The 26042-nt window shown below is 75.0% G+C and carries 22 protein-coding genes; 16 read left to right on the top strand and 6 right to left on the bottom strand.

The genetic code is table 11. The annotated features are described in order from the left end of the window. Positions 1–4 precede the first annotated feature (4 nt). A complete protein-coding gene (locus ABT263_RS13770; RefSeq protein WP_352290694.1) occupies positions 5–1189 on the bottom strand; it encodes a radical SAM protein in 1185 nt (394 codons plus the stop codon). 274 nt (positions 1190–1463) lie between these two features. On the opposite strand from ABT263_RS13770, the gene ABT263_RS13765 reads away from it, so the two are divergent. From ABT263_RS13765 to ABT263_RS13750, 4 genes are read left to right on the top strand one after another with little or no spacing between them, the layout of a single operon-like run. Continuing rightward, positions 1464–1652: a hypothetical protein gene (locus ABT263_RS13765; RefSeq protein WP_352290693.1), complete on the top strand. Its 189-nt coding sequence runs from the start codon at positions 1464–1466 to the stop codon at positions 1650–1652. 16 nt (positions 1653–1668) lie between these two features. Beyond that, the gene (locus ABT263_RS13760) at positions 1669–4824 is read left to right on the top strand and encodes an adenylate/guanylate cyclase domain-containing protein (RefSeq protein ID WP_352290692.1); all 3156 of its coding nucleotides are present in this window, start codon (positions 1669–1671) and stop codon (positions 4822–4824) included. After that, on the top strand, positions 4821–5747 hold the full coding sequence (locus ABT263_RS13755) for a S8 family peptidase (RefSeq protein WP_352290691.1): 927 nt from the start codon (positions 4821–4823) through the stop codon (positions 5745–5747). The genes ABT263_RS13760 and ABT263_RS13755 overlap by 4 nt, the downstream gene beginning before the upstream one ends. Positions 5748–5752: 5 nt before the next feature. Then, entirely contained in the window at positions 5753–6415 is a 663-nt protein-coding gene (locus ABT263_RS13750; protein ID WP_380390319.1) for a GAF domain-containing protein, read from the top strand. A 100-nt stretch (positions 6416–6515) separates the two neighbouring features. Here the strand turns inward: ABT263_RS13750 and ABT263_RS13745 are convergent, their stop codons facing one another. Continuing rightward, positions 6516–8333 carry an AfsR/SARP family transcriptional regulator gene (locus tag ABT263_RS13745; RefSeq protein WP_352290690.1) on the bottom strand — a complete coding sequence of 606 codons (1818 nt, stop codon included), beginning with the start codon at positions 8331–8333 and terminating at the stop codon, positions 6516–6518. A 275-nt stretch (positions 8334–8608) separates the two neighbouring features. Between ABT263_RS13745 and ABT263_RS13740 the strand changes: the two genes are divergently transcribed. Both ABT263_RS13740 and ABT263_RS13735 read left to right on the top strand, forming a co-directional pair. Further along, on the top strand, positions 8609–8800 hold the full coding sequence (locus tag ABT263_RS13740; RefSeq protein WP_329491456.1) for a hypothetical protein: 192 nt from the start codon (positions 8609–8611) through the stop codon (positions 8798–8800). A gap of 140 nt (positions 8801–8940) precedes the next feature. Then, the gene (locus ABT263_RS13735; RefSeq protein ID WP_352290689.1) at positions 8941–9900 is read left to right on the top strand and encodes a JmjC domain-containing protein; all 960 of its coding nucleotides are present in this window, start codon (positions 8941–8943) and stop codon (positions 9898–9900) included. A 71-nt stretch (positions 9901–9971) separates the two neighbouring features. Here the strand turns inward: ABT263_RS13735 and ABT263_RS13730 are convergent, their stop codons facing one another. Together ABT263_RS13730 and ABT263_RS13725 are read right to left on the bottom strand one after the other, a co-directional pair. Beyond that, entirely contained in the window at positions 9972–10526 is a 555-nt protein-coding gene (locus ABT263_RS13730; RefSeq protein WP_352290688.1) for a TetR/AcrR family transcriptional regulator, read from the bottom strand. Then, on the bottom strand, positions 10523–10885 hold the full coding sequence (locus tag ABT263_RS13725) for a DUF1304 domain-containing protein (RefSeq protein WP_352290687.1): 363 nt from the start codon (positions 10883–10885) through the stop codon (positions 10523–10525). Before ABT263_RS13725 ends, ABT263_RS13730 begins: the two co-directional genes overlap by 4 nt. Before the next feature lie 221 nt (positions 10886–11106). Here ABT263_RS13725 and ABT263_RS13720 point away from each other — a divergent pair, with 221 nt between their 5' ends. The 8 genes from ABT263_RS13720 to ABT263_RS13685 all read left to right on the top strand — a co-directional run bounded on the left by ABT263_RS13720 (position 11107) and on the right by ABT263_RS13685 (position 21496). After that, positions 11107–12645 carry a glycoside hydrolase family 64 protein gene (locus ABT263_RS13720; protein WP_352290686.1) on the top strand — a complete coding sequence of 513 codons (1539 nt, stop codon included), beginning with the start codon at positions 11107–11109 and terminating at the stop codon, positions 12643–12645. 92 nt (positions 12646–12737) lie between these two features. After that, entirely contained in the window at positions 12738–14210 is a 1473-nt protein-coding gene (locus ABT263_RS13715) for a glycoside hydrolase family 16 protein (protein ID WP_352290685.1), read from the top strand. A gap of 144 nt (positions 14211–14354) precedes the next feature. Continuing rightward, on the top strand, positions 14355–15455 hold the full coding sequence (locus tag ABT263_RS13710; protein ID WP_352290684.1) for a LacI family DNA-binding transcriptional regulator: 1101 nt from the start codon (positions 14355–14357) through the stop codon (positions 15453–15455). Positions 15456–15798: 343 nt separating this feature from the next. After that, on the top strand, positions 15799–17085 hold the full coding sequence (locus ABT263_RS13705) for an ABC transporter substrate-binding protein (protein WP_352290683.1): 1287 nt from the start codon (positions 15799–15801) through the stop codon (positions 17083–17085). 24 nt (positions 17086–17109) lie between these two features. Further along, complete coding sequence (locus ABT263_RS13700) at positions 17110–18051, top strand: carbohydrate ABC transporter permease (RefSeq protein ID WP_352290682.1); 942 nt, start codon at positions 17110–17112, stop codon at positions 18049–18051. A 5-nt stretch (positions 18052–18056) separates the two neighbouring features. Continuing rightward, positions 18057–18893 carry a carbohydrate ABC transporter permease gene (locus ABT263_RS13695; RefSeq protein ID WP_352290767.1) on the top strand — a complete coding sequence of 279 codons (837 nt, stop codon included), beginning with the start codon at positions 18057–18059 and terminating at the stop codon, positions 18891–18893. Between the two features lie 27 nt (positions 18894–18920). Beyond that, the gene (locus ABT263_RS13690) at positions 18921–20372 is read left to right on the top strand and encodes a GH1 family beta-glucosidase (RefSeq protein WP_352290681.1); all 1452 of its coding nucleotides are present in this window, start codon (positions 18921–18923) and stop codon (positions 20370–20372) included. 116 nt (positions 20373–20488) lie between these two features. Beyond that, positions 20489–21496, top strand: a complete 1008-nt coding sequence (locus ABT263_RS13685) for an LLM class flavin-dependent oxidoreductase (protein WP_352290680.1) — start codon at positions 20489–20491, stop codon at positions 21494–21496. 40 nt (positions 21497–21536) lie between these two features. On the opposite strand, the gene ABT263_RS13680 is transcribed toward ABT263_RS13685, so the two are convergent. After that, positions 21537–22373, bottom strand: coding sequence for a DUF1963 domain-containing protein (locus ABT263_RS13680; RefSeq protein WP_352290679.1), 837 nt, complete (start codon positions 22371–22373; stop codon positions 21537–21539). A 111-nt stretch (positions 22374–22484) separates the two neighbouring features. Between ABT263_RS13680 and ABT263_RS13675 the strand changes: the two genes are divergently transcribed. Both ABT263_RS13675 and ABT263_RS13670 read left to right on the top strand, forming a co-directional pair. Continuing rightward, a complete protein-coding gene (locus ABT263_RS13675; RefSeq protein WP_352290766.1) occupies positions 22485–23396 on the top strand; it encodes a glutaminase in 912 nt (303 codons plus the stop codon). 220 nt (positions 23397–23616) lie between these two features. Then, complete coding sequence (locus ABT263_RS13670; protein ID WP_352290678.1) at positions 23617–25014, top strand: M20/M25/M40 family metallo-hydrolase; 1398 nt, start codon at positions 23617–23619, stop codon at positions 25012–25014. Positions 25015–25036: 22 nt separating this feature from the next. Here the strand turns inward: ABT263_RS13670 and ABT263_RS13665 are convergent, their stop codons facing one another. After that, a complete protein-coding gene (locus tag ABT263_RS13665) occupies positions 25037–25924 on the bottom strand; it encodes an NAD-dependent protein deacetylase (RefSeq protein WP_352290677.1) in 888 nt (295 codons plus the stop codon). Positions 25925–26042: the final 118 nt, after the last annotated feature.

Raw genomic sequence — 26042 nt, 5'->3', positions numbered from 1 at the left:
CCGGCTACAGCCGGCCGGTGGCGTGCAGGTGGTCGAGGATCCGCGCGTCGACGTTGTCCTGGAAGCGCGTCATGACCTCGGTGTCGGCCTGCTCGTACTCGTAGCCGCAGGTCACCCAGCGGTCGGCCACCGAGCCGGTCTCCAGGTAGCCGTGGTCGACGTGTCCGACCTCGAAGCCCGGCTTGCCGGCCGACTGCCAGCTGCTGAACAGGGTGCCGTCGGCGTTGATCACGGCGCCCTCGCGGCCGCCGGGTTCGGAGCAGATCTGGCAGGTGGTCCGCATGCTCGGCTTGGCGAAGCGGTAGCCGCGTTCGAGCGCCTCGACCGCCCACTCGACGAAGCGGTCCTCCACCTGCCGGGCCCGCGCGAGGTCGTTGCGGTACCCGATCCCGGAGTCGCCGACCCAGGCGTAGGTGAACGTGCACCGGCTCGGGTCGACCTTGCCGTCGAGCTGGCCGAAGAGCGCGCCGATCCGGTCCACGTTGTGGTGGGAGACGTTCACCCGGAAGTTCCAGGAGAGCCGGGTGGCCTCGGTGGCCGCCGCCACGTTGGCGACGATGGTGTCGAAGGTGCCCCCGCCGGCGTGCGTGACCCGGGTCGCGTCGTGGTCCTCCCGGCTGCCGTCGAAGGTGATCTGCACCGCGCGCAGCCCGGCGGCGCCGAGCTGGACGGCCCGCCGCCCGGTCAGCAGCACGCCGTTGGTGGTCATGGCGGCGGTGGCGAGCCCCAGGGGCGTGCAGCGCTCCAGCAACTCCACGCAGCCGCGCGGGTTGAGCAGCGGCTCGCCGCCGAACAGCAGCAGGTAGAGCCGGTCCAGGCCGGCCTGCGCCATCCGCTCGGCGGTGAAGTCCACGATCCGGTCGATGGTCCGGGTGTTCAGCCGGCGCAGGTTGATCCGGGGCGGGCGGTGGCCGCCCTTCGGGTCCTGGCCGGTGTTCTGGAAGCAGTAGCCGCAGCCGAGGTTGCAGGCCGTGCTGGTCAGCACCGTCAGCGCGAAGGACTTCGCGGTGCGCTCCCGGTACGCGCCCGCGTCGCGCAGGAACTCGTCGATGTCCGGCCGCACCCGGCCGTCGGCCGCGACGTGCTCCGGTTTGAGCAGGGTCCACGTCCGGTTGCCGATGAACCACCAGCCGCGGTCGCTCCTGATCAGGCGGGGCGCGTCCACCTCGTCCAGCCGGGTGCCGATCATTGCTCTCCCTGGGGTCGGCGGGAAACGGCCGCCGTCGGCGGGCCCTGACAGCGCGAGGCTAGGCAGCCGTGGTTTGCCGCCGGTATGCGACAGGTTGACGGGCAGCTTCCGGCCGGGCCGGACGGTCGGGGCATCCACCGTCCGGCCCGGGTGGGGCGGCCGGGGCGCCGACGGGGGCATACCGGACGTAAACCGAACCCCAACTGGCCGCTCCTAGGCTCATGGCGACGACCAGAACGCCTGACCTCGACGTCATGGAAGAGGGCTGATCGACGTGCCCGAGCCGACCCCCGCCGACCTGCCCCCCGACCTCTCGGACGCCCTGCTCGACGACCTGTCGGACCTGCCCGACACCCTCCCGGGCGCCGCGCCGGCCGACGACGAACCGGAGGTCGTCCTGCACTCCGCGGACGTGGACGACGGCGAAGCCCCCTGGTGCATAGGCAACATGACGGCGTACTGACCGGAGGGCCCCACCGATGAGCTGCCCGTCCTGCGCCACGGAACTCCCCGCGGACGCGCGATTCTGCGCCCGGTGCGGCACCCCGGTCACCCCCCCGACCCCGGCGGCCGAGGAACGCCGGGTCGTCACCGTGCTGTTCTGCGACCTCGTCGGATCGACCGAGCTGTCCGGCAAGCTCGACGTCGAGGTGCTCCGGTCGATCCTGCTGCGCTACTACGAATTGATGGAACGTCAGATCGATTCCCGTGGCGGGATCGTGGAGAAGTTCATCGGCGACGCCGTGATGGCCGTCTTCGGCCTCACCGCGACGCAGGAGGACGACGCGCGCCGGGCGCTGGAGACGGCGGCGGACATGCTGACCGCCCTCGACGGCCTCAACACCCAGCTGGAGCGCGACCACCGGGTCCGGCTCGGAGTCAGGATCGGCGTGCACACCGGTGAGGTGGTCACCACGGCCGATCCGGCCAGGCGGCAGGCGCTGGTCTCCGGCGAGGTGGTCAACGTCGCCGCCCGGCTGGAGCAGGCCGCCGGCCCCGGCGAGATCCTGCTCAGCGCGCAGACCTGGCGGGCCTGTGGTTCCGGGCTGACCGTCGCCGAGGTCGGCCCGGTCGAGCTGAAGGGCGTGGCCGGGCCGATCGAGGCCGGCCGCCTGCTGGGCCTCTCCGAGCCCGAGCGCGCGCCCCGCTCCGACGTGCCCTTCGTCGGCCGCGAACGCTACCTCAGCGAACTCGACCTGGCCTGGCGGCGGGTGGCCGAGGAGAGCGACGTCCACGTCCTCACCCTGCTCGGGGAGGCGGGCATCGGGAAGACCCGCCTGGTCGACGAATGGCTGCGCCGCTCGGCCCCCGCCGCGGAGGCGGTCGGCACCGGCCGCTGCCGGGCGGCCGGCACCGGCGGCTCGCTGCACGCGCTCGCCGAGTGCGTCGCCCCGCTGGCCGAGGAGGCCGGGCGGCACGCGCTCGACGGCTCGGCCACCGCCGCCGCGCTGGCCCTGCTGCGCACCGGGCTGCTGCTGGACGGCACCCCGGCCCCCTCCGAGGACGACACCTGCGCCGCGGTCGCCCACGTGCTCACGGTGCGCACCGGCGACCACCCGATGCTGCTCGTCGTCGACGACCTGCACTGGGCGGACCAGCCCTTCCTCGCCCTGCTCGACCGGCTGGTCGAGGACCTGCGCCGGCTGCCCATCCTGGTGCTCTGCCTGGCCCGCCCCGAGCTGATGGACTCCTGCCCCGGCTGGGGAACGGGCCGGGCGAACTCGACCACGGTGACCGTCACCGGCCTCTCCCCGGCGGACTCCGCCGTCCTCGCCGCCCACCTGGTCGACCTCGCCCTGCACAGCCCGGCGGCCACCGAGCAGATCGTGGCCCAGGCCGACGGCAACCCGCTCTACCTGGAACAGCTCGCCGCGACGGTCGAGGAGGCGGGCGGCACCGAGGGCCTGCCGCCCAACCTGCACGCGCTGCTCGCCGCCCGGATCGACCGGCTGGACGAGGCGGACCGGACCGTGCTGCGCCAGGCCTCGGTGGTGGGACGCGAGTTCGACGCCGAGGACCTCGGCGCCCTGGCCGGCGAGCCCGGGCTGCCGGCCGTGAGCACGGCGGTGCTGCGCACCCTGACCCGGCGCGGCCTGGTGAAGCCGATGCGCCGGCCGTTCGGTGCCGGCGCCGCCTACTGCTTCGTCAACGGTGTGACCCAGCGGGTCGCCTATGAGGGGCTCACCAAGGTCCGGCGCGGCGAACTCCACGAGCGCTACGCCGAGTACCTGCTGCGCGCCGGGCGCCCGGACGCGCTGGTCGGCACCCATCTGGAGCAGGCCTACCGGTACCGCAGCGCGGTCGGCCGCCGCACCGAGCGCAATCCGCTGCTGCGCCGGCGGGCGCTGCGCCACCTGGCCCGGGCCGGCGTCGGCGCGCTCGGCCGGGTCGACCTGCCGTGGGCGCTCACCCTCCTCCAGCGGGCCGCCGACCTCGCCGACCCGGGCGACCAGGGCCGGCCCGAGGTGCTGCAACGGCTGGGCGAGGTGCTGCTGGCACTCGGCCGCTCCGACGAGGCGCGCGAGGTGCTGGTCCGCGCCGTGGCGGAGGCCGGCGAGCACGGCGCGGCGGGAACGGCCGCCCACGCTCGGCTGCACCTCGCCGCGTGCGAACACGACGACGCCGCGCTGGAACGGGCGGCCGTCGACGGCCTGACGGTCTTCCGGGCCTGCGGCGACGAACTCGGGATGGCCCGGAGCCGCCTGGTGCTCGCCGGGTCCTGCCAGCGGCGCGGGCAGCACGGCGAGGCGGTGGCGGCGCTCGGCCACGCCCTCACCCACTCGCTCGCCGCGGCGGCCGACCGGGAGCTCGCCAACACCCTGGGCGCGACGGGGCTCTCGCTCTGGCACGGCCCGGAGCCGGCACCGTCCGCCGCGGCCCGGTGCGAGGACCTGCTGGCCACGCACGGCGCCGACCGGCTGGCCGTGCAGGTCACGCTCGGGTTCCCGCTCACCGTGCTGCACGCCCTCCAGGGCCGGGCCGACCGGACCGCCGAGTGCCTGGCCGACGTCCGGCGCGCGATGGCGGCGCTCGCCTACGGCGAGGGCGCGGTGTTCGGGCCGCTGCTCGACGGCACGCTCGCCGCGCTGGCGGACCGGCCGGAGCAGGCGCAGGCGGCCCTGCGCGAGGCGCTGGACGCGGCCCGGGCCCTCAACGCGGGCGGCCTGGTCCGCACCACCGCGCTCGAACTGGCCCGCGCCCAGCTCGCGGCGGGGCAGTGGCGCCGGGCCGCCGAGCTGGTGGAGGACCTGACGGTCGCCGACGCGCACCCGGTGGTGCAGGCCAACCGGTACGGCGTCCAGGCCAGGATCCGGGCGCTCGGCGGCGAGCATCCGCAGGCCCTCGCGCTGGCCCGGCGGGCCGTGCTGCTCGCCCACCGCACCGACTCGCCGGCCGACCAGGCGACCGCATGCCTCGACCTCGCGTACACCCGTGCCCTGGTCGGCCGGCCGAAGCAGGCCCGGGCGGCGCTGCTGGCCGCGCGGCGCCGCTTCGAGGCGAAGGGGCACCTGGTCGGCGCGGCCCGGACCGGGCTGCTGGCGGAGGAGCTCGGCCTGGCCCGGGAACCCGGCCGGGAGCAGGACCGCGGGCCGGGCGGGGCGGACGGGCCGGCGGAAGGGGGGAGCGGCCGATGACCGCCACCGAGACCGGTTCCGCCCCGGGCACCGCCGGCCGGACCGCCGCCACCGGCCGGACCGGCACCGTCACCGACCGGACCGGTAGCGCCGACCGGGCCAACACCGCCGACCGGGCCACCGCGCTGACCTGGAACCTGCTCGACCGCCGCCCCGCCGACATCCCCGTCGCCGCCTCCGAGACCGTGCCCGTCACGCCCGACTGGGCGTACGGCGGCGCGGACGGCAGCGGCGTCCGGGTCTGCGTCGTCGACAGCGGAGTCGAGGCGGGCCATCCGCTGGTCGGCGAGGTGGTCGCCTCGCACGCCGTGGTCGGGCGCGACGGCGGCCTGACGGTGGAGCGGGTGGAGCCGATGGACACCTGCGGCCACGGCACGGCCTGCGCCAGCATCGTCCGGCGGGTGGCCCCCGGCTGCGAACTGCACAGCGTCCGGATCCTCGGCGAGAACGGCGGCGGCACGGGGGCCGCCCTGCTCGCCGGGCTGAGCTGGGCCATCGAGCAGCGCTTCGACGTGATCAACCTGAGCCTGTCGACCTCGCGCCCGCAGTTCAGCCAGGTGCTGCGGGAGATGGCCGACGACGCCTACTTCAACCGCTCGGTGATCGTTGCCTCGGCGCACAACTCCCGGATCGAGAGCTTCCCCTGGCGGTTCTCCTCGGTGATCTCGGTCGGCAGCCACGCCGAGGACGACTCGGACCTCGTGCTCTACAACCCGGACCCGCCGGTGGAGTTCTTCGCCCGGGGGCAGGCGGTGCAGGTCGCCGGGCCGAACGGCAGCACCACCCGCAACACCGGCAACAGCTTCGCGGCGCCGCACGTCACCGGACTGAGCGCGCTCATCCTCGGCAAGCACCCTCGTCTGACGAGCTTCGAGCTGAAGACGATCCTCTACCTGACGGCAGCCAACGTGCGGGGAGTGTGAGATCCATGGACCAGTCGGCGGACTCCACGGCGATGATCGCGGCGATCTCGGGCGCCCTGGCCGATCCCGGCCCGGACGACCGCGAACTGCTGTCCTCCATCGTGCGGGTGGCGCGTTCGATCTTCGGCGCCGCCGCCAGCTCGATCTTCCTGTTCGACCGGGAGGAGGACCAGCTGGTCTTCGAGGCCGTCTCCGGGGAGGGCGAGGACTTCCTGGTCGGCACCAGGTTCCCGGCGCACCGGGGGATCGCCGGCTGGGTCGCCGACACCGGGGAGCCGGTGACGGTCGACGACCTGCGCGGCAGCGCGATCTTCGCCCAGGACCTCGCGGAGCGGACCCGCTACGTGCCGGACGCGATCATGGCGGCCCCGGTCGTCCACCGGGACGAGATCCTCGGCGTCATCCAGGTGCTCGACCCGCACCCGCAGTCCCGCTCCAGCCTGGCCGACCTGGACCTGCTGGTGGCCTTCGCCGGCCAGGCCGGGCTCGCCCTGCACGGCCTGGTCCGCAGCCGGGCGGCCCGCAGCGCGCTGGCCCTCGGCGGTGCGGAGTTCGAGCGGCTGGCCGGCATCGTCCAGGTCCTCGGCGCGCTGGCGCCCGAGCAGCGGGCCAGCGGGCTGCGGCTGGTCGAGTCCCTGCACGAGGTGCTCGCCGCGATGGCGCGCTGACCGGGCGGCGGGGTCGCGGGGCGGCGGGGCGGCGCGCTGACCGGGCGGCGATGCCGTCCCGGTCAGCGGCACCGGCCCGCCACCCGGTCACGTCCAGGTGTCAGCAGCCGCCCGGCAGCGGACCCGGGCCGCGGTGCAGGGCGGCGGCGTACCGGTGGGCCAGCCTCGGCATGCGGTAGCGGACGGCGTGCGCCCGCACCTCGTCGTCCTCGGCCACCGTGACCAGGTGGGCCTCGATGAGCTCCTCCACGATCCGCTCGGCCGGCTCCGCGAGGCCGCCCAGCGCCGCCAGCAGCACCGCCTGGTCGAAGGCCGGCCCCGGCAGGGCGCCGAGCGCGCCGAGCGCCGCCCGCTGCTGCGGATCCAGCCCCCGGTGGAACCGGCGGTAGCCGTCCTGGACGGAGCAGCCCCCGACCGAGAGCTCATGGGGTCCGGCGGGCAGCCGGCCCAGCTGCTCGGCGTACTCGGACAGCGAGAGGTGCCGCAGCGTGGTGAGCTTGGCGGCCAGCGCGCGGACGACCAGCGGGGAGAGCCCGTACACCTCTTGAAGGCGGCGCAGCGTCCGGTCCGCGTCCACGAGCCGTCGCTCGTCGAGCACGCGCGCCAGGAGCTCGCGGGCCTCGCCGGGGGTGAACTCGTCGAGTTCGATGCGGTGGACGCACTCCAGGCCGCTGAGCCGGCGGGCCGAGGTGACCAGCGTGCGGGTCGGCCCGCGGCCCGGAAGCAGGCGGCGGACCTGGGACTCGCCGGTCGCGCCGTCGAGGACGAGGAGGACCTGCCGGTCGGCGATCCAGGACCGCCACAGGGCCAGCGCCGCGGTCTCCTCCCGGGGCGGCGTGAGGTCGAGACCGGTGCTCCGCAGCAGCTCGGTCAGCACCTCGTGCCAGTCGCGCGGGGTTCCGTCGGGGTGTCCCAGCGGGACGAAGACCTGGCCGTCCGCGAAGCGGTCGGCGATCCGGTGGCCGACGTGGACAGCCAGCGCCGTGGTGCCGACGCCCGGCGGGCCCGACACCGCCGTGACGTCGGTACATCGGGCCCCGCCGGTGAGGGCCGCCACCGCCGCCTCGACCTCGCCCCGGCGGCCGACGAAGTCCGCCAGGTCGCGCGGGAGTTGGGAGGGCCTGGCGTGCTCGCGCGGCCGGTCGCGGTCCGGCCGGGCCGATCCCCCGCCGGCCAGGATCGCCCGGTAGGTCTGCCGCAGCACGGGGCTGGGGTCGAGGCCGAGCTCCCGGGCGATGTACTGCCGGTGCTGCTCGAAGCAGGCGAGCGCCTGCCGCCGCCCGCCGACCTGGTCGAGCGCCGTCATGTGCAGCACGATCAGCCGCTCGCGGAACGGATGCCGGGCGGTCAACTCGGCCAGCCGGTCCAGCAGTCCGAGCGCCCGGCCGGCCTCCACCTCCAGCTCGGCCCAGTCCTCGTACACCGCGAGGAAGCGGTCGGAGAGGCGCTCCGACTCGCGGGCCGCGAACGGGCTGCCGAGCAGGTCGACCAGGGGCCGGTCCTGCCAGAGCCGTACCGCCTCGCCGAACAGCGCCGACGCGCCGGCCGGGTGGCCCGCCCGCTGCGCCTGCCGCCCGGCCGCCGCGAGTTCGTCGAACCGCAGCAGGTCCGACTCCTCGGAGGTCACCGTCAGGGTGTAGCCGTACGGCACGTGGCCGATCCGGTCCCGCAGGACCTTGCGCAGGGCGGAGACGTACACCTGGAGGTTCTTGCGCGCCGTCCGGGGCTGGTCGCCGTCCCAGAGCGCGTCGATGAGCTGGTCGACCGACAGCACGGTGTTCGCCCGGCACAGCAGCGCGGCCAGGAGTAATCGCTGTTTGTACGGGCCGAGTTCGAGCAGGTCGTCGCCGGACCGGACCTGTAGCGGCCCGAGCATCGTGAAACGCAGCGTTCTTTCCGCACCGGTGTTCCCGGTCATATGGCCCCTCCCCCAGAGCGCGCCACGCGATGGGCACAGGTCGGGCCGGCCCGATCGGGGCCGGTCGCCTTCGTCTGTACTCCGACGGGTAGCTTCGCCGAGAAGAGGATGTCTGGCAAGGACGTGGTGAGCGATTGGTGAACAGCGGTGCCCGGGGGTCGAGAGGGACAGGACAAGCTGCCAGGAAGCCACGCACATACCGGAGTTCAACCGCCCGCTCCTAGCGTCGCACTGTGACGTCGGCCGACGTCCGAGCGCGAGCGAGAGGAGTTCCGATGTCCGACGAGGTGCAGGCACACAGCGTGGGCGGCGACGACGAGGACCTGGCGGGCTGCGGGATCCAGTTCAACGCCAGTGCCGTGGACGACGAGGTCCAGGCCCACAGCGTGGGCGAGGACGACGAGGACCTGGCGGGCTGCGGGATCCAGTTCAACGCCAGCGCCGCGGACGGCCCCGCCGGCGTCTAGCCCGACGCTTCGTCATCGGCCGACTCGCCGCCGGGCCGGACCACCCCGGCGGGACGAGGCCGGGCCGGTCTGTGCGGGTGCAACCGCGCAGGCCGGCCGTCGCCTTCCCGCCTGGCACCCGACCACCCTGTGAGGCCTCCGTGGACAGTCTGCTCCGGCTCGTGGACGACCTGCCGACGCTCGAAACCGCCTGGGAGCGCGAGCCGTTCGTCAGCACCGGGCTGGGCGACCTCGGTGACGTGTTCTCCCTGGAGGCCGCCGAGCGGCTGATCCACAGCAGCCTGCCGATGAGCGCGGTACGGCTCTTCCGTGACGGCAAGCTGGTCCCACCGGAGCTCGTCCTGCGCAACCGGGGGAGCAACCCGCGGAGCCGCGAGAAGCTCGCCGACGGCACCAAGGTCGCCGAGCAGGTGGCCGGCGGCGCGACCCTGACCCTGGAGGAGCTCCAGAACCACAGCCCGGAGGTGGCGCGCTTCGCCGCCGAGGTGGCCCGCGAGACCGGCTACGAGGCCGACTGCACCGCCTTCCTGACGCCGCCTCGGGCCCGGGGCGCGGCGCCGCACTTCGACCTGGTGGGCATCTTCCTGCGGCAGCTCCACGGCTCCAAGCGCTGGCGGGTGAGCGCCCCCGTGCGGCGGCTGCCGAGCCGGGCCCGCCCGGTGGCCCCGTCCGAGGTCGGCGAACCGGTGCTCGACGTCGTCCTCAAGGAGGGCGAGTGCCTCTACCTGCCGCGCGGCTTCGTGCACGTCGGCGACACCACGGACGAGCCGTCGCTGCACCTGTCGATCGGCCTGCGCGGCGTCACCTGGGAGCGGGTCCTGCGCAGCCTGCTGGCCGGGGCGGGGGAGCGGTTCGAGCCGCTGCGCGAGGTGCTGCCGCCGGCCTTCTCGGACCTCGACCGGGAGGCCCTGTACCGCGAGCGCGTCGAGCTGCTGGCGAAGCACCTGGCGGACGCCGACTGGTCCCGGATCTCGCTGGACGGCCTGCGGGCCGAGCAGCCCCCGGCCGCGCCCGCCCCGGGCAGTCTGGCGGCCTCGCTGCGCCGGCCCGCCGCCGCGGAGCCGGCGCCCGAGGCCGCCGAGCCCCCGCCGGCCGCCTGACCGGCGCCCGCACCGCCCGCCGGTCTCGGCCCGCCACCGCGGAGCCGGCGCCCGCACCGCCCGCCGGCCGGTCAGCCGAACGGGGTGCGGTGCAGCGAGATCAGCAGGCGCCAGCTGTGCGCGGCGAGTTCGTCGGCGGTGGCGGGCACCAGGGCGTGCAGCCAGTCCGCGAGCAGCGCCGTGAAGGTCGCGGCGACGGCGGTGGCGACCAGCTCGGCGTACGGCGCGCCGGCCAGCTCCCGCTCGGTGCGGCTGCGTTCCCGGAGTTCGCGGTGGAGCAGCTCGCCCAGCGGTCCGGCACCGCCGGGCAGCAGCAGCGCGCGGTAGACCGCCGCGTGCCGCTCGACCTCCGTGAGGAACGCGCCGAGGGCGGGCGGCGGTGCGGCCGGGTCCGGGATGCCGCGCCAGGCGTGCAGGGCGTCCACGGCGTCCCGGACGACCTCCGCGCAGGCGTCCACCGCGAGCGCCCGCAGGTCCTCGAAGTGGAGGTAGAAGGTCGCCCGGCCGATGCCCGCGCGCCGGACCACGGCGGCCACGCCGACCTCGGTCAGCGGGCGCTCGGCGCACTCGGCGAGCAGGGCCTCGCGCAGCCGGGCGCGGGTGCGGTCGGCCCGTGCGTCGGTCATCCGGCGACCAGCACCGCGGTCAGCGCGAGCGCGCCGGGCAGGGCCTGGGCGAACAGGATCCGGCGGTTGGCGGTCGCCGCCCCGTACAGGCCCGCGACCACCACGCAGGACAGGAAGAAGACCTGGACGCGGAAGCCGGTCGGGTCCGCCGCGATCAGGCCCCAGACCAGGCCGGCGGCCAGGAAGCCGTTGTAGAGGCCCTGGTTGGCGGCCAGCGGCGCGGTGGCCCGGGCCATCTCCGGGTCGAAGCCGGAGAGCTTCCGCCCGGGAGCCCGCTCCCAGAGGAACATCTCCAGCACCAGGATGTATCCGTGCAGTGCGGCCACCAGGCCCACCAGTGTGCTCGCGACGACGCCCATGACGGGGCCCCTTTCTGGACTATTGTCCAGCAATCATAGACACATGTCCAGGAATTCGCCGCAGGCCTTCCCTTCATAAGGTGAAGTCACAAAGCCCACAAGGAAGTTCCACCGCTTCGTCTCTTGACCGCCGTCCGACGGGGCGGGACAGTGTGTCGACGCTTGAGAGCGCTCTCACGCAGTTCCGCCGCCTTGCCACCGCCGAGGGAAAGGCATCCCCCATGACGGCCACCCCACCCCTGCCCGGCCCCGCCCGCGGAGCCGCGCCCCGCCATCGAGCACCCCGCCGCCGCGGCGCCGTCGCGGTCCTCACCGTGCTCGCCCTGCTGCTCGCCGGTCTGTGGACGGCGGCCGGCGCGCGGGCGGCCACCGACTACACCCAGTCGGCGGTCACGGTCGCCCCCGGCTCGGTCCTCTTCGCCTTCACCCCGGCCACACCCGCTGCCCTGGTCGACGTCCACTACCGGCCCGCCGCCGACGGCCAGCAGAACGTCCGGATGACGGCGGGCGCGAGCCGGTGGGAGACGACCGCCACCGGCCTGGCGGCCGGGACCGTCCTGGAGTACTGGTTCACCTACGAGAAGGCCGGACCGCTCTACGACACCCCGCACTTCACGGTGACCGTCGGCGCCGGCGGCTCGACCGGCGGCGGGGGGACGGGCAGCTTCCCGCTCACCTTCGTGAACAACACCCGGGGAGCCTTCAGTGACGCCCAGGTCTACGTGACCGTGCTCGGCATGGTCACCCCCGGCCAGTGGTCCTACCTGCGGCCCGACGGCACGACGGCGCACATCGACCACCGCGCCGCGCAGGCCCCGGGGCACCTGACCAAGAACGGCGTCGACTACCCGAACATGTCCTTCACGCTCGACCGGGCCGCAACCGTCCCCTCCCCGGCCGCCATCCGCGGCGGCCGCGTCTACATCTCGCTCGGCTCGCCGCTGTACATCCCCGTCTCGCCCGACGACCAGGGCTGGGGCGGGCCGGACCCGCGCAACCCCGCCGACCCGAACAACGACGTCTACTACGACTGGTACGAGTACACCTACGTCCACGGCGAGGTCCCGTTCGGCGGCAACACCACCCAGGTGGACGGGTTCGGCTTCCCGATGACCGCCCGGCTGCGGCAGACCGCCAGCGGCTACGACTCCACCGAGGGCATCACCCGCACGCGCGCCGAGGTGATGGCCGGCTACGCGGCGGCCGTCGGGCCCGCCTTCCGCGCGCTGCAGGGCACCTACCGCATCACCGCCCCGCGGTCGTCCGCCCAGTTCCAGGCGGGCGGCGCGCAGCAGGGCTACCTCCAGCCGGCCATCGACCGGTTCTGGTCGGCCTTCAGCGCACGGCAGTTCACCCTCACCCGGCTCGGCGAGACGTTCACCGGGCGGGTCACCGGCGACACCCTGACCTTCACCAAGAACGGGGCCGGACCGTTCCACCTGGCCAAGCCCGCCTCGCCGGACGTGATGGCCTGCGCGGGCCCGCTCGCCGCGGGCGACGACACCGAGAAGCAGCTCGGCGCGGAGCTGTGCGCGGCCTTCCAGCGAGGCGTGGCGCTCACCCCGGACGACTGGTACCGGCCCGCGGCCTACTACCGCGGCGCCGACGCCGCGAACGACTACGCGGGGTACCTGCACGGCATCAGCCTCGGCGGCCGCTCCTACGCCTTCCCCTACGACGACATCAACGACCAGTCGTCCGTCCAGATCCTCGGCAACGCGGCTCCGCCCACCGGGCTGACCCTCGGTATCGGCTGGTAGTCCGGGGCGGCGGGCGGGGCCGCGCGGCCCCGCCCCGGCGCTCCCACCGCACCGTCACCCCCACGACCGTCCCCCCACGGAGGTGCACCACCGTGTCCGGAACGAACACCCCACCCGCGACCACCGCCACCCGCAGACGGCGCCCGCGCCGCGCACTGGCCACCGTGCTGACCGCCGCCGGCGCGGCCACCGCGCTCTGCGCGGCGCTGCTCGGCACCGCCACGGCCGCCGTCCCGCCCGCGCCCGCCGGCTGGACCACCGTCTGGAGCGACGACTTCGGCGGCGCCGCCGACACCCTGCCGGCGGCCGCCGACTGGATCGTCGACACCGGCACGAGCTACCCCGGCGGCGCCGCCAACTGGGGCACCGGCGAGGTCCAGAGCTACACCGCGAACACCGCCAACCTCCGCCAGGACGGCACCGGGAACCTGCGCATCACCCCGATCCGGGACGCCGTCGGCAACTGGACCTCCGGCCGGATCGAGACCAGGCGCAGCGACTTCGAACCGCCCGCCGGCGGGAAGCTGCGGATCGAGTCCCGGATCCAGATGCCGAACGTGACCGGCCCGGCCGCCGACGGCTACTGGCCGGCCTTCTGGACGCTGGGCGCGCCGTACCGCGGCAACTACTGGAACTGGCCGACCATCGGCGAGTTCGACCTGATGGAGAACGTCAACGGCGTCAACCAGGTCTGGGGGACCCTGCACTGCGGCGGCAACCCGGGCGGCCCGTGCAACGAGACCACCGGCCTCGGCGCCGTGCACGCCTGCCCGGGCTCGGCCTGCCAGGGCAACTTCCACACCTACGCGCTGGAGTGGGACCGCAGCGTCAGCCCGCAGCAGCTGCGCTGGTACGTCGACGGCGTGCAGTTCCACTCCGTCACCTCGGCCCAGATGGACGCCGCCACCTGGGACGCGGCCACCGCGCACGGGCACTTCATCCTGCTGAACGTCGCGATGGGCGGGGCCTTCCCCGACCCGGTGGCGGGTCACCGGACGCCCACCGCCGCGACCGCCTCCGGGGTGCCGATGCTGGTCGACTACGTCGCGGTCTACCGCTCGGGCGGCGGTACCACGCCGCCGACCACGCCCCCGCCGACCACCGCGCCGCCGACCACCACACCGTCGACCACGCCGCCCCCCGGCGGCACCGGGAGCGCGTACGGCACCATCCAGGCCGAGGCCTACGGCGGGCAGTCGGGGACGGCCCGGGAGGCCACCACCGACAGCGGCGGCGGCCAGAACCTCGCCGCGCTCGCCAACGGCGACTGGGCGCTGTACCCGGGCGTCGACTTCGGGACGGCCCAGGCCCGGCAGTTCAAGGCGCGGGTGGCCTCGGGTGCGGCGGGCGGCGTCAGCGGACTGGTCGAGGTCCGCCTCGACAGCCGGACCGCCGCGCCGATCGGCTCCTTCGCCGTGGCCAACACGGGTGGCTGGCAGAGCTGGACGACCGTCCCGGCGAACATCGCCGCGACCACCGGCAGGCACGACGTCTACCTGACCTTCACCAGCGGGCAGCCGGCCGACTTCGTCAACGTCAACTGGTTCACGTTCAGCACCACCTGACCGGGGTACCGGGCGGTGGCGGACGGCAGTCGCCCGCCACCGCTCCGGCGTGCCCGCCCGGGTCTTCTGGGAGCGCTCTCAGCGACGGGCGGCCGACCCGCTAGGCTCTGGGGACGAAGCGTTCACGCGCGAGAGGAGCCCACGGTGCCGGAGCAGTCGCCGCGTCCGACGCTGGAGTCGGTCGCCGAACGGGCCGGGGTCTCCCGGGCCACGGCGTCGCGGGTGGTGAACGGCGGGGAGGGCGTCCGCGAGGCCCTGCGGGAGAAGGTCCGACGGGCCGTCGACGAACTCGGCTACGTCCCGAACCCGGCCGCCCGGACGCTGGTCACCCGGCACAACCGGGCGGTCGCCGTGGTGGTGGCCGAGCCCGGCAGCCGGCTCTTCTCCGACCCGTTCTTCGCCCAGCAGCTGCGCGGCATCGGCCGCGAGCTGTCGGCCGCCGACCACCAGATGGTCCTGATGATGGTCGAGGACCAGCACGACTACGAGCGGGTCGGCCGCTACCTGGCCGGCGGGCACGTGGACGGCGCGCTGCTGTTCTCGCTGCACCAGCCGGACCCGCTGCCCGACATGGCGCGCAAGGTCGGGCTGCCCTTCGTGGTGGGCGGGCGGCCGGGCTGGCCGGGCGCCGAGTCCGACCACGACCTGGTCTACGTGGACAGCGACAACCGGGGCGGCGCCCGACTGGCGGTGGGCCACCTGCGGGCCCTCGGGCGCACGGCCATCGCCACCGTCACCGGCCCGCTCGACCAGACCTCCTCCATGGACCGGCTGGACGGCTACCGGGACGTGCTGCCCGACGGGGACCCGGCGCTGATCGCCGAGGGGGACTTCACCCCCGACGGCGGCGGCCGGGCGATGGCCGAACTGCTGGCCCGCCGGCCCCACCTGGACGCGGTGTTCGCGGCCTCCGACGCGATGGCCTCGGGTGCGCTGCGGGTGCTGCGCGAGGCCGGACGCCGGGTGCCGGAGGACGTCGCCGTGGTGGGCTTCGACGACGTCGAGTCGATCGCGGCCTGGACGGAGCCGCCGCTGACGACGGTGCGCCAGGACATCGAGGAGATGGGCCGCTTGATGGCCGGGCTGCTGCTGCGCCGGCTCGCGGGTGCCGGTGCCGGTGCCGGTGCCGGTGCGCGGCCCGGGGCGGCCGGGGGAGCGGCGGGCGGCCTCCCGTCGGGTCTGCGCCCCGGGGGCCCCACCTCCGTGATCACCCCCACCCGGCTGGTCCTGCGCGCCTCGGCCTGACCGGTCTCGGCCTGACGGGCTGGACCTGACCGGCGGGCACCTGACCGGCCGGGGCTCGGGCGGTCGGGCGCTTCGCCGTCCCGCCGGAGTAGCCCTTGCCGCCCCCGCGTTCAAGGCCTGAACGCCGGTCGACGGTATCCCGGAGATTACGTTCGGGTTTCGGCCTCTTGACCACCGCGCCGCCGCACGGCACTCTCCTCTCAACGCACTGAGAGCGCTCTCAAGAGCGCTCTCAGATCCTGTTCGACGCACCGCCCAGCGCCTCTCGTCCGCGCATCCCCACACCCCCCGCTCGCCCCGCGCCGCCCGAACCGCACCCCACCCGCCCCGCCAGGGAGTCCTCATGCGCCGCTCCGCCGCCGTGCTCGGCAGCACCGCCCTCGCCGCCACCCTCCTGCTCACCGCCTGCGGCAGCTCCGCCGGATCGGCCGACGCCGCCGCCGGCAAGGTGACCATCACCGTCGACCTTTTCGGCACCTTCGGCTTCAAGGAGAGCGGCCTCTACGAGGAGTACATGAAGCTGCACCCCGCCGTCACGGTCAAGCAGACCGACACCCAGGACGAGGGCCAGTACTGGCAGGCCCTGCAGACCAAGCTCGCGGGCGGCGGCGGCCTGGCCGACATCCAGGGGCTGGAGGTCGGCCGGGTGGCGAGCGTGCTGCAGAAGCAGGCCGACAAGTTCACCGACCTGAAGACCCTCGGGCTCGGCTCGGTCAACGACGAACTGGTGCCCTGGAAGGGCGCCGCGGTGAAGACCGCCGACGGCCGGGTCCTCGGGGCCGGTACCGACATCGGCCCGGAGGCGATCTGCTACCGCACCGACCTGTTCAAGGCGGCCGGCCTGCCCACCGACCGCACCGAGCTGGCCCAGCGCTGGTCGACCTGGCAGGGCTACCTGGACCTCGGCAAGCAGTACGTGGCCACGGCCGGCGCCGGCAACACCTGGACGGACAGTGCGGCCGGGCTCTTCACCGCCGAGGTCGGCCAGCAGAAGGTGCGCTACGCCGACGAGAGCGGCAAGCCGGTCTTCGAGAGCAGCCAGGCCGTGCGGACCGCCTGGGCCGACGCCGGCCGGCTGGTCGCGGACGGGCTGAGCGCGAAGCTCCCGCAGTGGACCCCGGAGTGGAACAAGGCCTTCAGCACCGGGAAGTTCGCCACCCTGAGCTGCCCCGCCTGGATGCTCGGCTACATCAAGGGCCAGGCGGGCGAGGCCGGTTCGGGCAGCTGGGACGTCGCCCCCGGCCCCGGCCGGACGGGCAACTGGGGCGGCTCCTACCTCACCGTGCCCAGGACGGCCAAGCACCCCAAGGAGGCCGCCGCGCTGATCGCCTGGCTGACCGCCAAGGAGCAGCAGACCACCCTCTTCACGAAGCAGGGCTCCTTCCCGTCGTCCACCGGCGCGCAGGCCGCCATCAAGGACGTGACCGACCCGTACTTCAACAACGCGCCGATCGGCCGGATCTTCAGCGAGTCGGCGGCCGCCATGCCGGCCCAGGTGCTCGGCGTGGACGACGGCGTGATCGGCAAGGCCTTCACCGACGCCCTGGGCGAGGTCGAGCGGACCGGCACCGCCCCGGACGCGGCCTGGAAGCACGCGATGGACAACATCGCCAAGGCCAACGGAAACTGACGCGGCATCGGCAGATCACCCACGATGGCCATCACCTCCGCCGCCCGCCTGCCCGCGGCCGACCCGGCGAAGCCCCGGGCCCGCCGGGCCGGCCGGCTCGCGCCCTACGGCTTCCTCGCCCCGTTCTTCGTCCTGTTCGCCGCCTTCGGGCTCTTCCCGCTGCTCTACACCGCCTATGTCTCGCTCCACCGGGTCGAGTTGCAGACCACCGACCGGATGGACTGGGTCGGCGCGCAGAACTACACCCGCCTGCTGGCGGACCCGTTCTTCTGGAACGCGCTGCGCAACACCTTCACCATCGGGGTGCTCTCCACCGTGCCCCAGCTGCTGATGGCGCTGGGCCTGGCCCACCTGCTCAACTACCGGCTGCGCGGCCGGTCCTTCTACCGGGTCGCGATGCTGATGCCGTACGCGACCTCGGTGGCGGCCGCCACGCTGGTCTTCGCCCAGCTCTTCGGGCGGGACTACGGCCTGATCAACTGGGTGCTGGGCCAGGCCGGCCTGAGCCCGGTGGACTGGCAGGCGGGCACCTGGGCCTCGCAGTTCGGCGTCTCCGCGATCGTCACCTGGCGGTGGACGGGGTACAACGCGCTGATCTACCTGGCCGGCATGCAGGCGATCCCCGGCGAGCTCTACGAGTCGGCGGCGGTCGACGGGGCCTCCCGGTGGCAGCAGTTCCGCCACGTCACCGTCCCCGGCCTGCGCCCCACCATCGTCTTCACCGTGGTCGTGTCGACCATCGGCGCCACCCAGCTGTTCGGCGAACCGCTGCTCTACGAGGGGAACGCCGGCGGCGGGATCTCCCACCAGTACCAGACCCTCGGCCTCTACCTCTACGAGCAGGGCTGGAGCTTCTTCCACCTCGGGCGCGCGGCCGCGGTGGCCTGGGTGATGTTCCTGCTGATCGTCGTCCTCGCCCTGCTGAACGCGGCGATCGCCGCCCGGCGCAACCGTACGGACCGGTGACCCGCATGCGACCGAACCCGCGCTCCCCGCTGCACGGCGGCCCGCTCGTCCACGTGGTGCTGATCACCGCCACCCTGGTGTTCGCCTTCCCCTTCTTCTGGACGCTGGTGGCCGCCAGCCGCTCCAACGCCGAACTCAGCTCGGCCTCACCGGCGCTGACCCCCGGACCGAACCTGCTGCACAACATCGGCGCGGCGCTGGAGCAGGCGGCGATCGGCGACGCGCTGCTGAACTCGCTGATCGTCGCGGCCACCGTCACGGCCGGGGTGGTGCTCTCCTCGACGCTGGCCGGCTTCGCCTTCGCCAAACTGCGCTTCCGCGGCCGCGGCCTGCTGCTGGCGGTCACCGTCGCCACCATGATGATCCCGCCGCAGCTCGGCGTGATCCCGCTGTTCATGGTGATCGTCCGGCTCGACCTGCAGAACACCCTGCCGTCGGTGATTCTGCCCTCGCTGGTCTCGGCCTTCGGGGTGTTCTTCATGCGGCAGTACCTGGTCCAGGCGCTGCCGGACGAACTGGTCGAGGCCGGCCGCGTCGACGGCGCCTCGCTGCTGCGGATCTTCCGTTCGATCGTGCTCCCGGCCGCCCGCCCGGGCATGGCGGTGCTGGGCATGCTGACCTTCATGGCCACCTGGAACGACTTCTTCTGGCCGGTCGTCGCCCTCAGCTCGCAGAACCCTACCGTGCAGGTCGCGTTGAAGTCCCTGGGGCAGGGGTACGTTCCCGACCAGTCGATCGTCATGGCCGGCACCCTGATCGGCACGCTCCCCGTCCTGCTGGTCTTCGGCGTCCTCGGCCGGCAGATCGTCGGCGGCATCATGCAGGGCGCCGTCAAGGGCTGACCCCGACCCACACCACCGGAAGGTGACATGACCGACCACGACCGACCCCTCGTGTTCCCCGCCGACTTCCTCTGGGGCGCGGCCACCGCCGCCTACCAGATCGAGGGCGCCGCCGGGGAGGACGGCCGCACCCCGTCCATCTGGGACACCTTCAGCCGGACGCCGGGCAAGGTCCGCAACGGCGACACCGGTGACATCGCGACCGACCACTACCACCGGTTCCGCGAGGACATCGCGCTGATGGCCGAACTCGGCCTGCCCGCCTACCGCTTCTCGATCGCCTGGCCGCGCGTCCAGCCCGGCGGCAGCGGCCCGGTCAACAAGGCCGGGCTCGACTTCTACGACCGGCTGGTCGACGGGCTGCTGGAGCACGGCATCACCCCGGTGGCCACGCTCTACCACTGGGACCTGCCGCAGGAGCTGGAGACCCCGGCCGGTGGCGGCCCCGCCGCGGGCGGCGGCTGGACCGACCGGTCGACCGCCCGGCGCTTCGCCGAGTACGCGGCCCTGGCCGCCGCCCGGCTGGGCGACCGCGTCGACTCCTGGACCACCCTGAACGAGCCGTGGTGCAGCGCCTTCCTCGGCTACGGCAGCGGCGTCCACGCCCCCGGCCGCACCGACCCGGCCGCCGCCCTCACCGCCCACCACCACCTGCTGCTCGCCCACGGCCTCGCCGTCGGCGCGCTGCGCGCCGAACTCCCGGCCACGGCCCGGGTCTCGCTCACCCTCAACCTGGCGGCCGTGCGCCCGCACCGCGACGACCCGGCCGACCGCGAGGCCGCCCGGCGGATCGACGGGCTGGCCAACCGGATCTTCCTCGACCCGGTGTTCCACGGCCGCTACCCGGCCGACGTGCTCGCCGACACCGCCGGCGTCACCGACTGGTCCTTCGTCCGCGACGGCGACCTCGCCGAGATCTCCCGCCCCCTCGACGCGCTCGGCATCAACTACTACACCCCGACGGTGGTCGCCGCCGACGACCCGGCCGACCCGGCCCCGCGCCAGGACGGCCACGGCGGCGAGCGCTCCCCCTGGCCCGCCGACCACGGCATCCGCTTCCTGCCGGCCGAGGGGGAGCGCACCGCGATGGGGTGGCCGGTCGACGCCGAGGGCCTGTACGAGCTGCTCACCCGGCTCCGCGACGAGCTGCCCGGCCTGCCCCTGCTGATCACCGAGAACGGCGCCGCCTACGACGACTACGGCGACCCCTCGGGCGCGGTCCGCGACCCCGAGCGGATCGCCTACCTGCGGTCCCACCTGGCCGCAGTCCACCGCGCGATCGCCGCCGGCGCGCCCGTGCGCGGCTACTTCCTCTGGTCCCTGCTGGACAACTTCGAGTGGGCGTACGGCTACGGCAAGCGGTTCGGCATCGTCCACGTGGACTTCCCCTCCCAGCGCCGCACGCCCAAGGACAGCGCCCGCTGGTACGCGGAGGTGGTCCGCACCGGCGAGCTCCGCGCGGCCGACCCGCCGGCCTGAGCCCCGCCTGCCGTCCTGAGCCCGCCGCCGTGACCCCGCGCCGGTGACCCGGCCGCCGTGACCCCGGCGCCGGCGCGCCGGGAATGCGGTCCCGGACGGTGGTGGTTGCCGCTGAGGTGACTACCGCCGCGCCTGCGATCCGCCTCTCGGTGCTCGACCGTTCCCGGACGAGACGGGGGGAGGAGCCCGCGCGGGCGCTGCGGGACACGGTGGCGTTCGCCCGGTACGCCGAGCGGCTCGGCTACCACCGGTTCTGGGTGTCGGAGCACCACGGCGTCCCCGGCGTGGCCGGGTCGGCTCCCACCGTGCTCGCCGCGGCGGTGGCCTCGGCCACCGACCGGATCCGGGTCGGCACGGGCGGCGTGATGCTCCCCAACCACCAGCCGCTGGTCGTGGCCGAGCAGTTCGGGGTGCTCGCCGCGCTCTTCCCCGGCCGGATCGACATGGGGCTGGGCCGCTCGGTGGCCTTCACCGACGGCGTCCGGCGGGCACTCGGCCGGGACAAGGACGCCGCGGACCGCTTCGGCGAGCAACTGGCCGAGCTGCTCGGCTACTTCGACGGGTCGGGGCGCACCCACCGGGACGTCCACGCCCGCCCCGCCGAGGGCCTGGACGTCCCGGCCTTCGTCCTGGCCACCGGCGCGGGCGCGGACATCGCCGCCGAGGCCGGGCTGCCGCTGGTCATCGGGGCCGTCCGCGGCGAGGACCGGATGCTGGCCGCGATCGACCGCTACCGCGCCCGGTTCCGCCCCTCCGCACAGGCGGCCCGGCCGTACGTGGTGGTCTCCGGCACGGTGGCGGTCGCCGGAACGGCCGCAGAGGCCGAGCGGCTGCTGGTCGCCGAGGCCTGGGCGAGCGCCCACGCCCGGACCCACGGCGAGTTCCCGCCGCTGGCCCCCGCCGAGGAGGTGCTCGGCCGGGAGATGGGCCCGCGCGAGCGCGCGGCCTACCAGCAGTCGCTGCGCGGCCACATCGCCGGGACCCCGCCGCAGGCCGCCGCCGAGCTCGCCGCGCTGGTGGCCCGCACCGGGGCCGACGAGTTCCTCGTCACCACCAGCACGTACGACCGCGCGGCGCTGTTCGACTCCTACCGCCTGCTCGCCGAGGCGGTCCGCCCGCGCTGACCGGCGCTCCGCCGGGGAGGCGGCCTCACCCCGCCCCGGGTCAGTGCTGGACGGTGACGGCCTCGACCCGGCCGAAGTCGGCGGCGGCCAGGTCCTCGTCGCGGATGACGTAGTAGAGCGGGCACCCGGTGAACTCCGGGCGGCCCGCCGCGAGCAGGATGCGCTCCGGACCGCGGCCGCGCGGCGGCACCACGTACTGGTCCGTCTCCGGATCGGGGCCGAGCAGCACCATCCAGGCACCGTGCCGCGGCGCGACGTCCAGGGCGGCGGACGGCAGCGCGGACAGCCGGTCCACCGCCTCCTCCGGGAGGTCGACCGGGGGATCGTCGTGGAACCGCACGGCCTGCGCCAGCATGGCCTTGCCGGCGGCGTACAGCGGCGCGGGCGGCCCGGTGAACTCCCACGGCGGGGCGCCCCAGCCGGCCTCGGGATCGGCGAACGCCGGATCGGAGGCCACGTCGTAGGGCGCGGTGCCGTCGGCGGTGGCGTCCGGGAAGTGCAGCACGGTGACGGCGTCCCGGCCGCCGAAGCCGTCGTGGCCGGGGAAGAAGAAGTAGAGCAGGCCGCGGGGCGGCAGCAGGTGGTTGGCGTCCGCCGGGGCGACCTCCGCCAGGTCGATCTGGGCGACGAAGCAGTCCGGCAGCGCGTCCGGCCCCGGCTCCGCCCCCGGCCAGACGAAGCCGGGCGGCACGGCCGGTACGCCGCCGCACCGGGAGAACGGCTCCGGCCCCCGGTGGCCGGCGGGGCGCGGGCCCAGGGCGATGCCGTGCTCGGCCAGCCCCATCAGCTCACCCTCCCAGGAGCCGAGGCCGGCGTCGCCGATCAGCCGTCGAAGCGTCCGGCCGTCGTCGGCGGTCACAGGATTGGGGCGCGTCATGGCGCCACTCTAGAAGCAGCCGCCGACACCCGGGATCGGGGCCCGCCCCCGACCCCGGGGGCCGGGTCGGCCCAGGCCGGCGGGGTGGCCGACAATGGCAGCGTGAACGACATGGACTACCAGCTGCTCCTCCAGGAGGCGATGGAGGCGGCCCGGCGGGCTCCCGCCCGGGGGCGGGTCGCCGACTACATCCCGGCCCTCGCCCAGGCCGACCCGACGGCCTTCGGGATGGCCATCGCCACCGTGGACGGCGCGGTGTTCGGCGCCGGGGACTGGGAGCACCCGTTCTCGATCCAGTCGGTGTCGAAGCTGTTCACCCTGGCCCTGGCCCTGGCGGACGGCGGCGACGAGCTGTGGCGCGGGGTCGGCCGCGAGCCGTCCGGCAACCCGTTCAACTCGTTGGTCCAGCTGGAGTCCGAGAACGGCATCCCGCGCAACCCCTTCATCAACGCCGGCGCGCTGGTCGTCACCGACCGGCTGCTGAAGCTGACCGGCGACGCCGTCGGCGCGGTCCGGGACTTCCTGCGCGCGGAGTCCGGCAACCCGGCCGTCGCGGTGGACGACTCGGTGGCGTCCTCCGAGGCCCAGCACGGCCACCGCAACGCCGCGATGGCGCACTTCATGGCGAGCTACGGCAATCTGCGCAACCCGGTCGACAGCGTGCTCGCGCACTACTACGCGCACTGCGCGATCGAGGCGAGCTGCCGGGACCTCGCGCTGGCCGGGCTCTTCCTCGCCCGGCACGGGACCCGCGCCGACGGCTCGCGGCTGCTGTCGCGCAGCGAGGCCAAGCGGATCAACGCGGTGCTGCTCACCTGCGGCACCTACGACGCTGCAGGGGAGTTCGCCTACCGGGTGGGGCTGCCGGGCAAGAGCGGGGTCGGCGGCGGCGTGCTGGCGGTGCTGCCGGGCCGGGGCACGGTCTGCGTCTGGGGCCCGGGCCTGGACGCGGCCGGGAACTCGGTGCTGGGGGTCGCGGCCCTGGACGCGCTGACGACGGCCACGGGCTGGTCCGTCTTCTGACGCCGGGCACGCCGGGCACGCCGGGCGCGCCGGCTCCGGTCGCACCGCCGGCTCCCGCCGCGTCGCCGGATCCGTGCGCGTCGGCGGATCCGTTCGCGCCGGTGGCCGGAGTGAACGATCGGCCCCCGGGAGCGCCCGGTCCTGTGGTACTGATCGACGGGTACCGGTCACTGGGGGAGCGGCCGCCCGCTCGCCCGCCCAGCAGGGAGGAAGCCCCAGCATGGCGCCGCGCACCACCTCGCCCTCCCCGCCGCCCGCCCACGGCGCGCCTGACGGCCCGCCAGCGAACGCGCCGACCGGCCCCGGCGGTTCGTCGCCGCGGCCGTGGGACGAGGTGGTCGCCCTGGCGAGCGACCTGATCAGGTTCGACACCACCAACACCGCGGACGCGGGCGGGGTGGGCACCGAACGCCCGGCGGCCGAGTACGTGGCGGCCAAGCTGGCCGAGGTCGGCTACGACGTCACCTACGTCGAGGCCGGCGCCCCGGGCCGGGGCAACGTCGTCGTCCGGCTGCCCGGGGCGGACCGGGAGCGCGGCGCCCTGCTGATCCACGGCCACCTGGACGTCGTCCCGGCGGACCCGGCCGAATGGCGCGTGCACCCGTTCTCGGGGGAGGTCGCCGACGGCTACCTGTGGGGCCGGGGCGCGGTCGACATGAAGGGCATGGTGGCCATGATGCTGGCCGTGGCCCGCGGTCACCGGCGCGACGGCGTCCTGCCGCCGCGCGACCTGGTCTTCGCCTTCGTCTCCGACGAGGAGGCGGGCGGCTTCCAGGGCGCCCGGTGGCTGGTCGACCACCGGCCGGACCTCTTCGAGGGCGTGACCGAGGCGGTCGGCGAGGTCGGCGGATTCTCCGTCAGCTTCGGTGACGCCACGCGGGCCTACCTGATCGGGACGGCGGAGAAGGGGGCGGTCTGGCTGCGCCTCAAGGCGCGGGGCACGGCCGGCCACGCCTCGCTGCTGCACGACGACAACCCGATCGCCAGGCTCGCCGCCGCCGTCACCCGGCTGGAGTCGCACCGGTTCCCCGTCGTCCTCACCCCCGCGGTGCGCGAACTGCTCGAAGGGGCCGCGGAGATCACCGGGGTGCCGTTCGACGAGAGCGACCCCGAGGCGGCGCTGGCCCGGTTCGGGCACGCGGCCCGGCTGATCGGGGCCAGCCTGCGCGACACCGCCAACACCACCCGCTTCGATGCCGGCCACAAGGCCAACGTGGTGCCCTCCACCGCCCGCGCGGAGATCGACGCGCGGGTGATCCCGGGCCGGGAGGAGGCCTTCCGGGCCGAGGTCGCCGCGCTCCTGGGGCCCGGCATCGAGCAGGAGTGGAACAGCCTGCCGGCCGTCGAGACGGCCTTCGAGGGCCGGCTGGTCGACGCCATGGCGCTGTCGCTGGCGGCCGAGGACCCGGGCTCCCGGGTGCTGCCCTACATGCTGTCCGCCGCCACCGACGCCAAGTCGTTCCAGCGCCTGGGCATCCGCACCTTCGGCTTCGCCCCGCTCCGGCTGCCCCCGGGACTGGACTTCGCCGCCCTGTTCCACGGGGTCGACGAACGGGTCCCGGTGGAGGCCCTGGAGTTCGGCACGCGCGTCCTGGACCGCTTCCTGCGCCACTGCTGACGCCGGGCGCCCGGGCGGTCCCTCAGGCCGGCGGCGCGGCGGCGAGCCGCTCGGTCAGCGCCGTCAGGGCCGGTCCGAGCGGGAGGTCGACCAGGACGTCGGCGCGGTCGTCGCCGCGCGTCGGGCCCTGGTTCACGATCGCGACGGGCTTCCCGGCCCGGGCGGCGTGCCGTACGAAGCGCAGCCCGGACATGACCGCCAGCGACGAGCCGAGGACGAGCAGCCCGCGCGCCCCGTCGACCAGGTTGAAACAGTGCCGGACGCGCGGCGCGGGCACGCTCTCGCCGAAGAAGACCACATCGGGCTTGAGGATCCCGCCGCACGCCCCGCAGGCCACCACGCGGAAGGACGCCACCAGGGCGTCGGGCAGCTCGACGTCCCCGTCGGCGTTGCGCAGGGCGCCGTCCTCCGGGAAGGCGCCGTTCAGCGCGCGCAGGCGCCGGTCGAGGTCCTCGCGCGCGCTGCCCCGCCCGCAGCCGAGGCAGACCACCCGGTCGAGCCCGCCGTGCAGTTCCACCGCGTCCACGGTGCCGGCCGCCCGGTGCAGGCCGTCCACGTTCTGGGTGATCACCGCCGACACCAGGCCGCGGCGGCGCAGCTCCTCGACGGCCAGGTGCCCGGCGTTGGGGCGGGCCCCGGCGATCGAGCGCCACCCGGCGTGGCTGCGCGCCCAGTAGCGGCGCCGGGCCTCGGGGCTCCCGACGAACTCCTGGTAGGTCATCGGCGTCCGGCGGCGCAGGCTCCCGGTCGGGCCCCGGTAGTCGGGGATGCCCGACTCGGTGGACAGCCCCGCACCGGTCAGCACCGCCACGCCCCGGCCGGCCAGCAGCCGGGCGACCTCGCCCAGGGCGTCGTCCGTCGGGTCGGCCGCGCCGACCGCCGGCGGCTCGGGCAGCGGATCCAGGGGCATGCCCACAGCCTAGCGACGCGGCCCGGGGGGGGGGGGGGCGCCCCCCCCCCCCCCCCCCCCCGCCCCGGCCCGGGGGGCGGGGGGGGGCGGGCCCCCCCCCCGCGCGCCGGCCCCGCCC

This window comes from Kitasatospora sp. NPDC001603 (assembly GCF_040298365.1).
GTDB lineage: Bacteria > Actinomycetota > Actinomycetes > Streptomycetales > Streptomycetaceae > Kitasatospora.
The sequence above is the reverse complement of the archived record's forward strand: the minus strand, read 5'-3'. Positions and strand labels throughout refer to the sequence as shown.

What these genes read in the sequence shown, in the direction of transcription:
- ABT263_RS13745 (WP_352290690.1), bottom strand. Translation starts at nt 8,333, where the DNA reads ATGACCGGGAACACCGGTGCGGAAAGAACGCTGCGTTTCACGATGCTC.
- ABT263_RS13760 (WP_352290692.1), top strand. Translation starts at nt 1,669, where the DNA reads ATGAGCTGCCCGTCCTGCGCCACGGAACTCCCCGCGGACGCGCGATTC.
- ABT263_RS13665 (WP_352290677.1), bottom strand. Translation starts at nt 25,924, where the DNA reads ATGCCCCTGGATCCGCTGCCCGAGCCGCCGGCGGTCGGCGCGGCCGAC.
- ABT263_RS13720 (WP_352290686.1), top strand. Translation starts at nt 11,107, where the DNA reads ATGACGGCCACCCCACCCCTGCCCGGCCCCGCCCGCGGAGCCGCGCCC.
- ABT263_RS13730 (WP_352290688.1), bottom strand. Translation starts at nt 10,526, where the DNA reads ATGACCGACGCACGGGCCGACCGCACCCGCGCCCGGCTGCGCGAGGCC.
- ABT263_RS13705 (WP_352290683.1), top strand. Translation starts at nt 15,799, where the DNA reads ATGCGCCGCTCCGCCGCCGTGCTCGGCAGCACCGCCCTCGCCGCCACC.
- ABT263_RS13695 (WP_352290767.1), top strand. Translation starts at nt 18,057, where the DNA reads ATGCGACCGAACCCGCGCTCCCCGCTGCACGGCGGCCCGCTCGTCCAC.
- ABT263_RS13740 (WP_329491456.1), top strand. Translation starts at nt 8,609, where the DNA reads ATGTCCGACGAGGTGCAGGCACACAGCGTGGGCGGCGACGACGAGGAC.
- ABT263_RS13770 (WP_352290694.1), bottom strand. Translation starts at nt 1,189, where the DNA reads ATGATCGGCACCCGGCTGGACGAGGTGGACGCGCCCCGCCTGATCAGG.
- ABT263_RS13755 (WP_352290691.1), top strand. Translation starts at nt 4,821, where the DNA reads ATGACCGCCACCGAGACCGGTTCCGCCCCGGGCACCGCCGGCCGGACC.
- ABT263_RS13750 (WP_380390319.1), top strand. Translation starts at nt 5,753, where the DNA reads ATGGACCAGTCGGCGGACTCCACGGCGATGATCGCGGCGATCTCGGGC.
- ABT263_RS13670 (WP_352290678.1), top strand. Translation starts at nt 23,617, where the DNA reads ATGGCGCCGCGCACCACCTCGCCCTCCCCGCCGCCCGCCCACGGCGCG.
- ABT263_RS13725 (WP_352290687.1), bottom strand. Translation starts at nt 10,885, where the DNA reads ATGGGCGTCGTCGCGAGCACACTGGTGGGCCTGGTGGCCGCACTGCAC.
- ABT263_RS13700 (WP_352290682.1), top strand. Translation starts at nt 17,110, where the DNA reads ATGGCCATCACCTCCGCCGCCCGCCTGCCCGCGGCCGACCCGGCGAAG.
- ABT263_RS13690 (WP_352290681.1), top strand. Translation starts at nt 18,921, where the DNA reads ATGACCGACCACGACCGACCCCTCGTGTTCCCCGCCGACTTCCTCTGG.
- ABT263_RS13680 (WP_352290679.1), bottom strand. Translation starts at nt 22,373, where the DNA reads ATGACGCGCCCCAATCCTGTGACCGCCGACGACGGCCGGACGCTTCGA.
- ABT263_RS13675 (WP_352290766.1), top strand. Translation starts at nt 22,485, where the DNA reads ATGGACTACCAGCTGCTCCTCCAGGAGGCGATGGAGGCGGCCCGGCGG.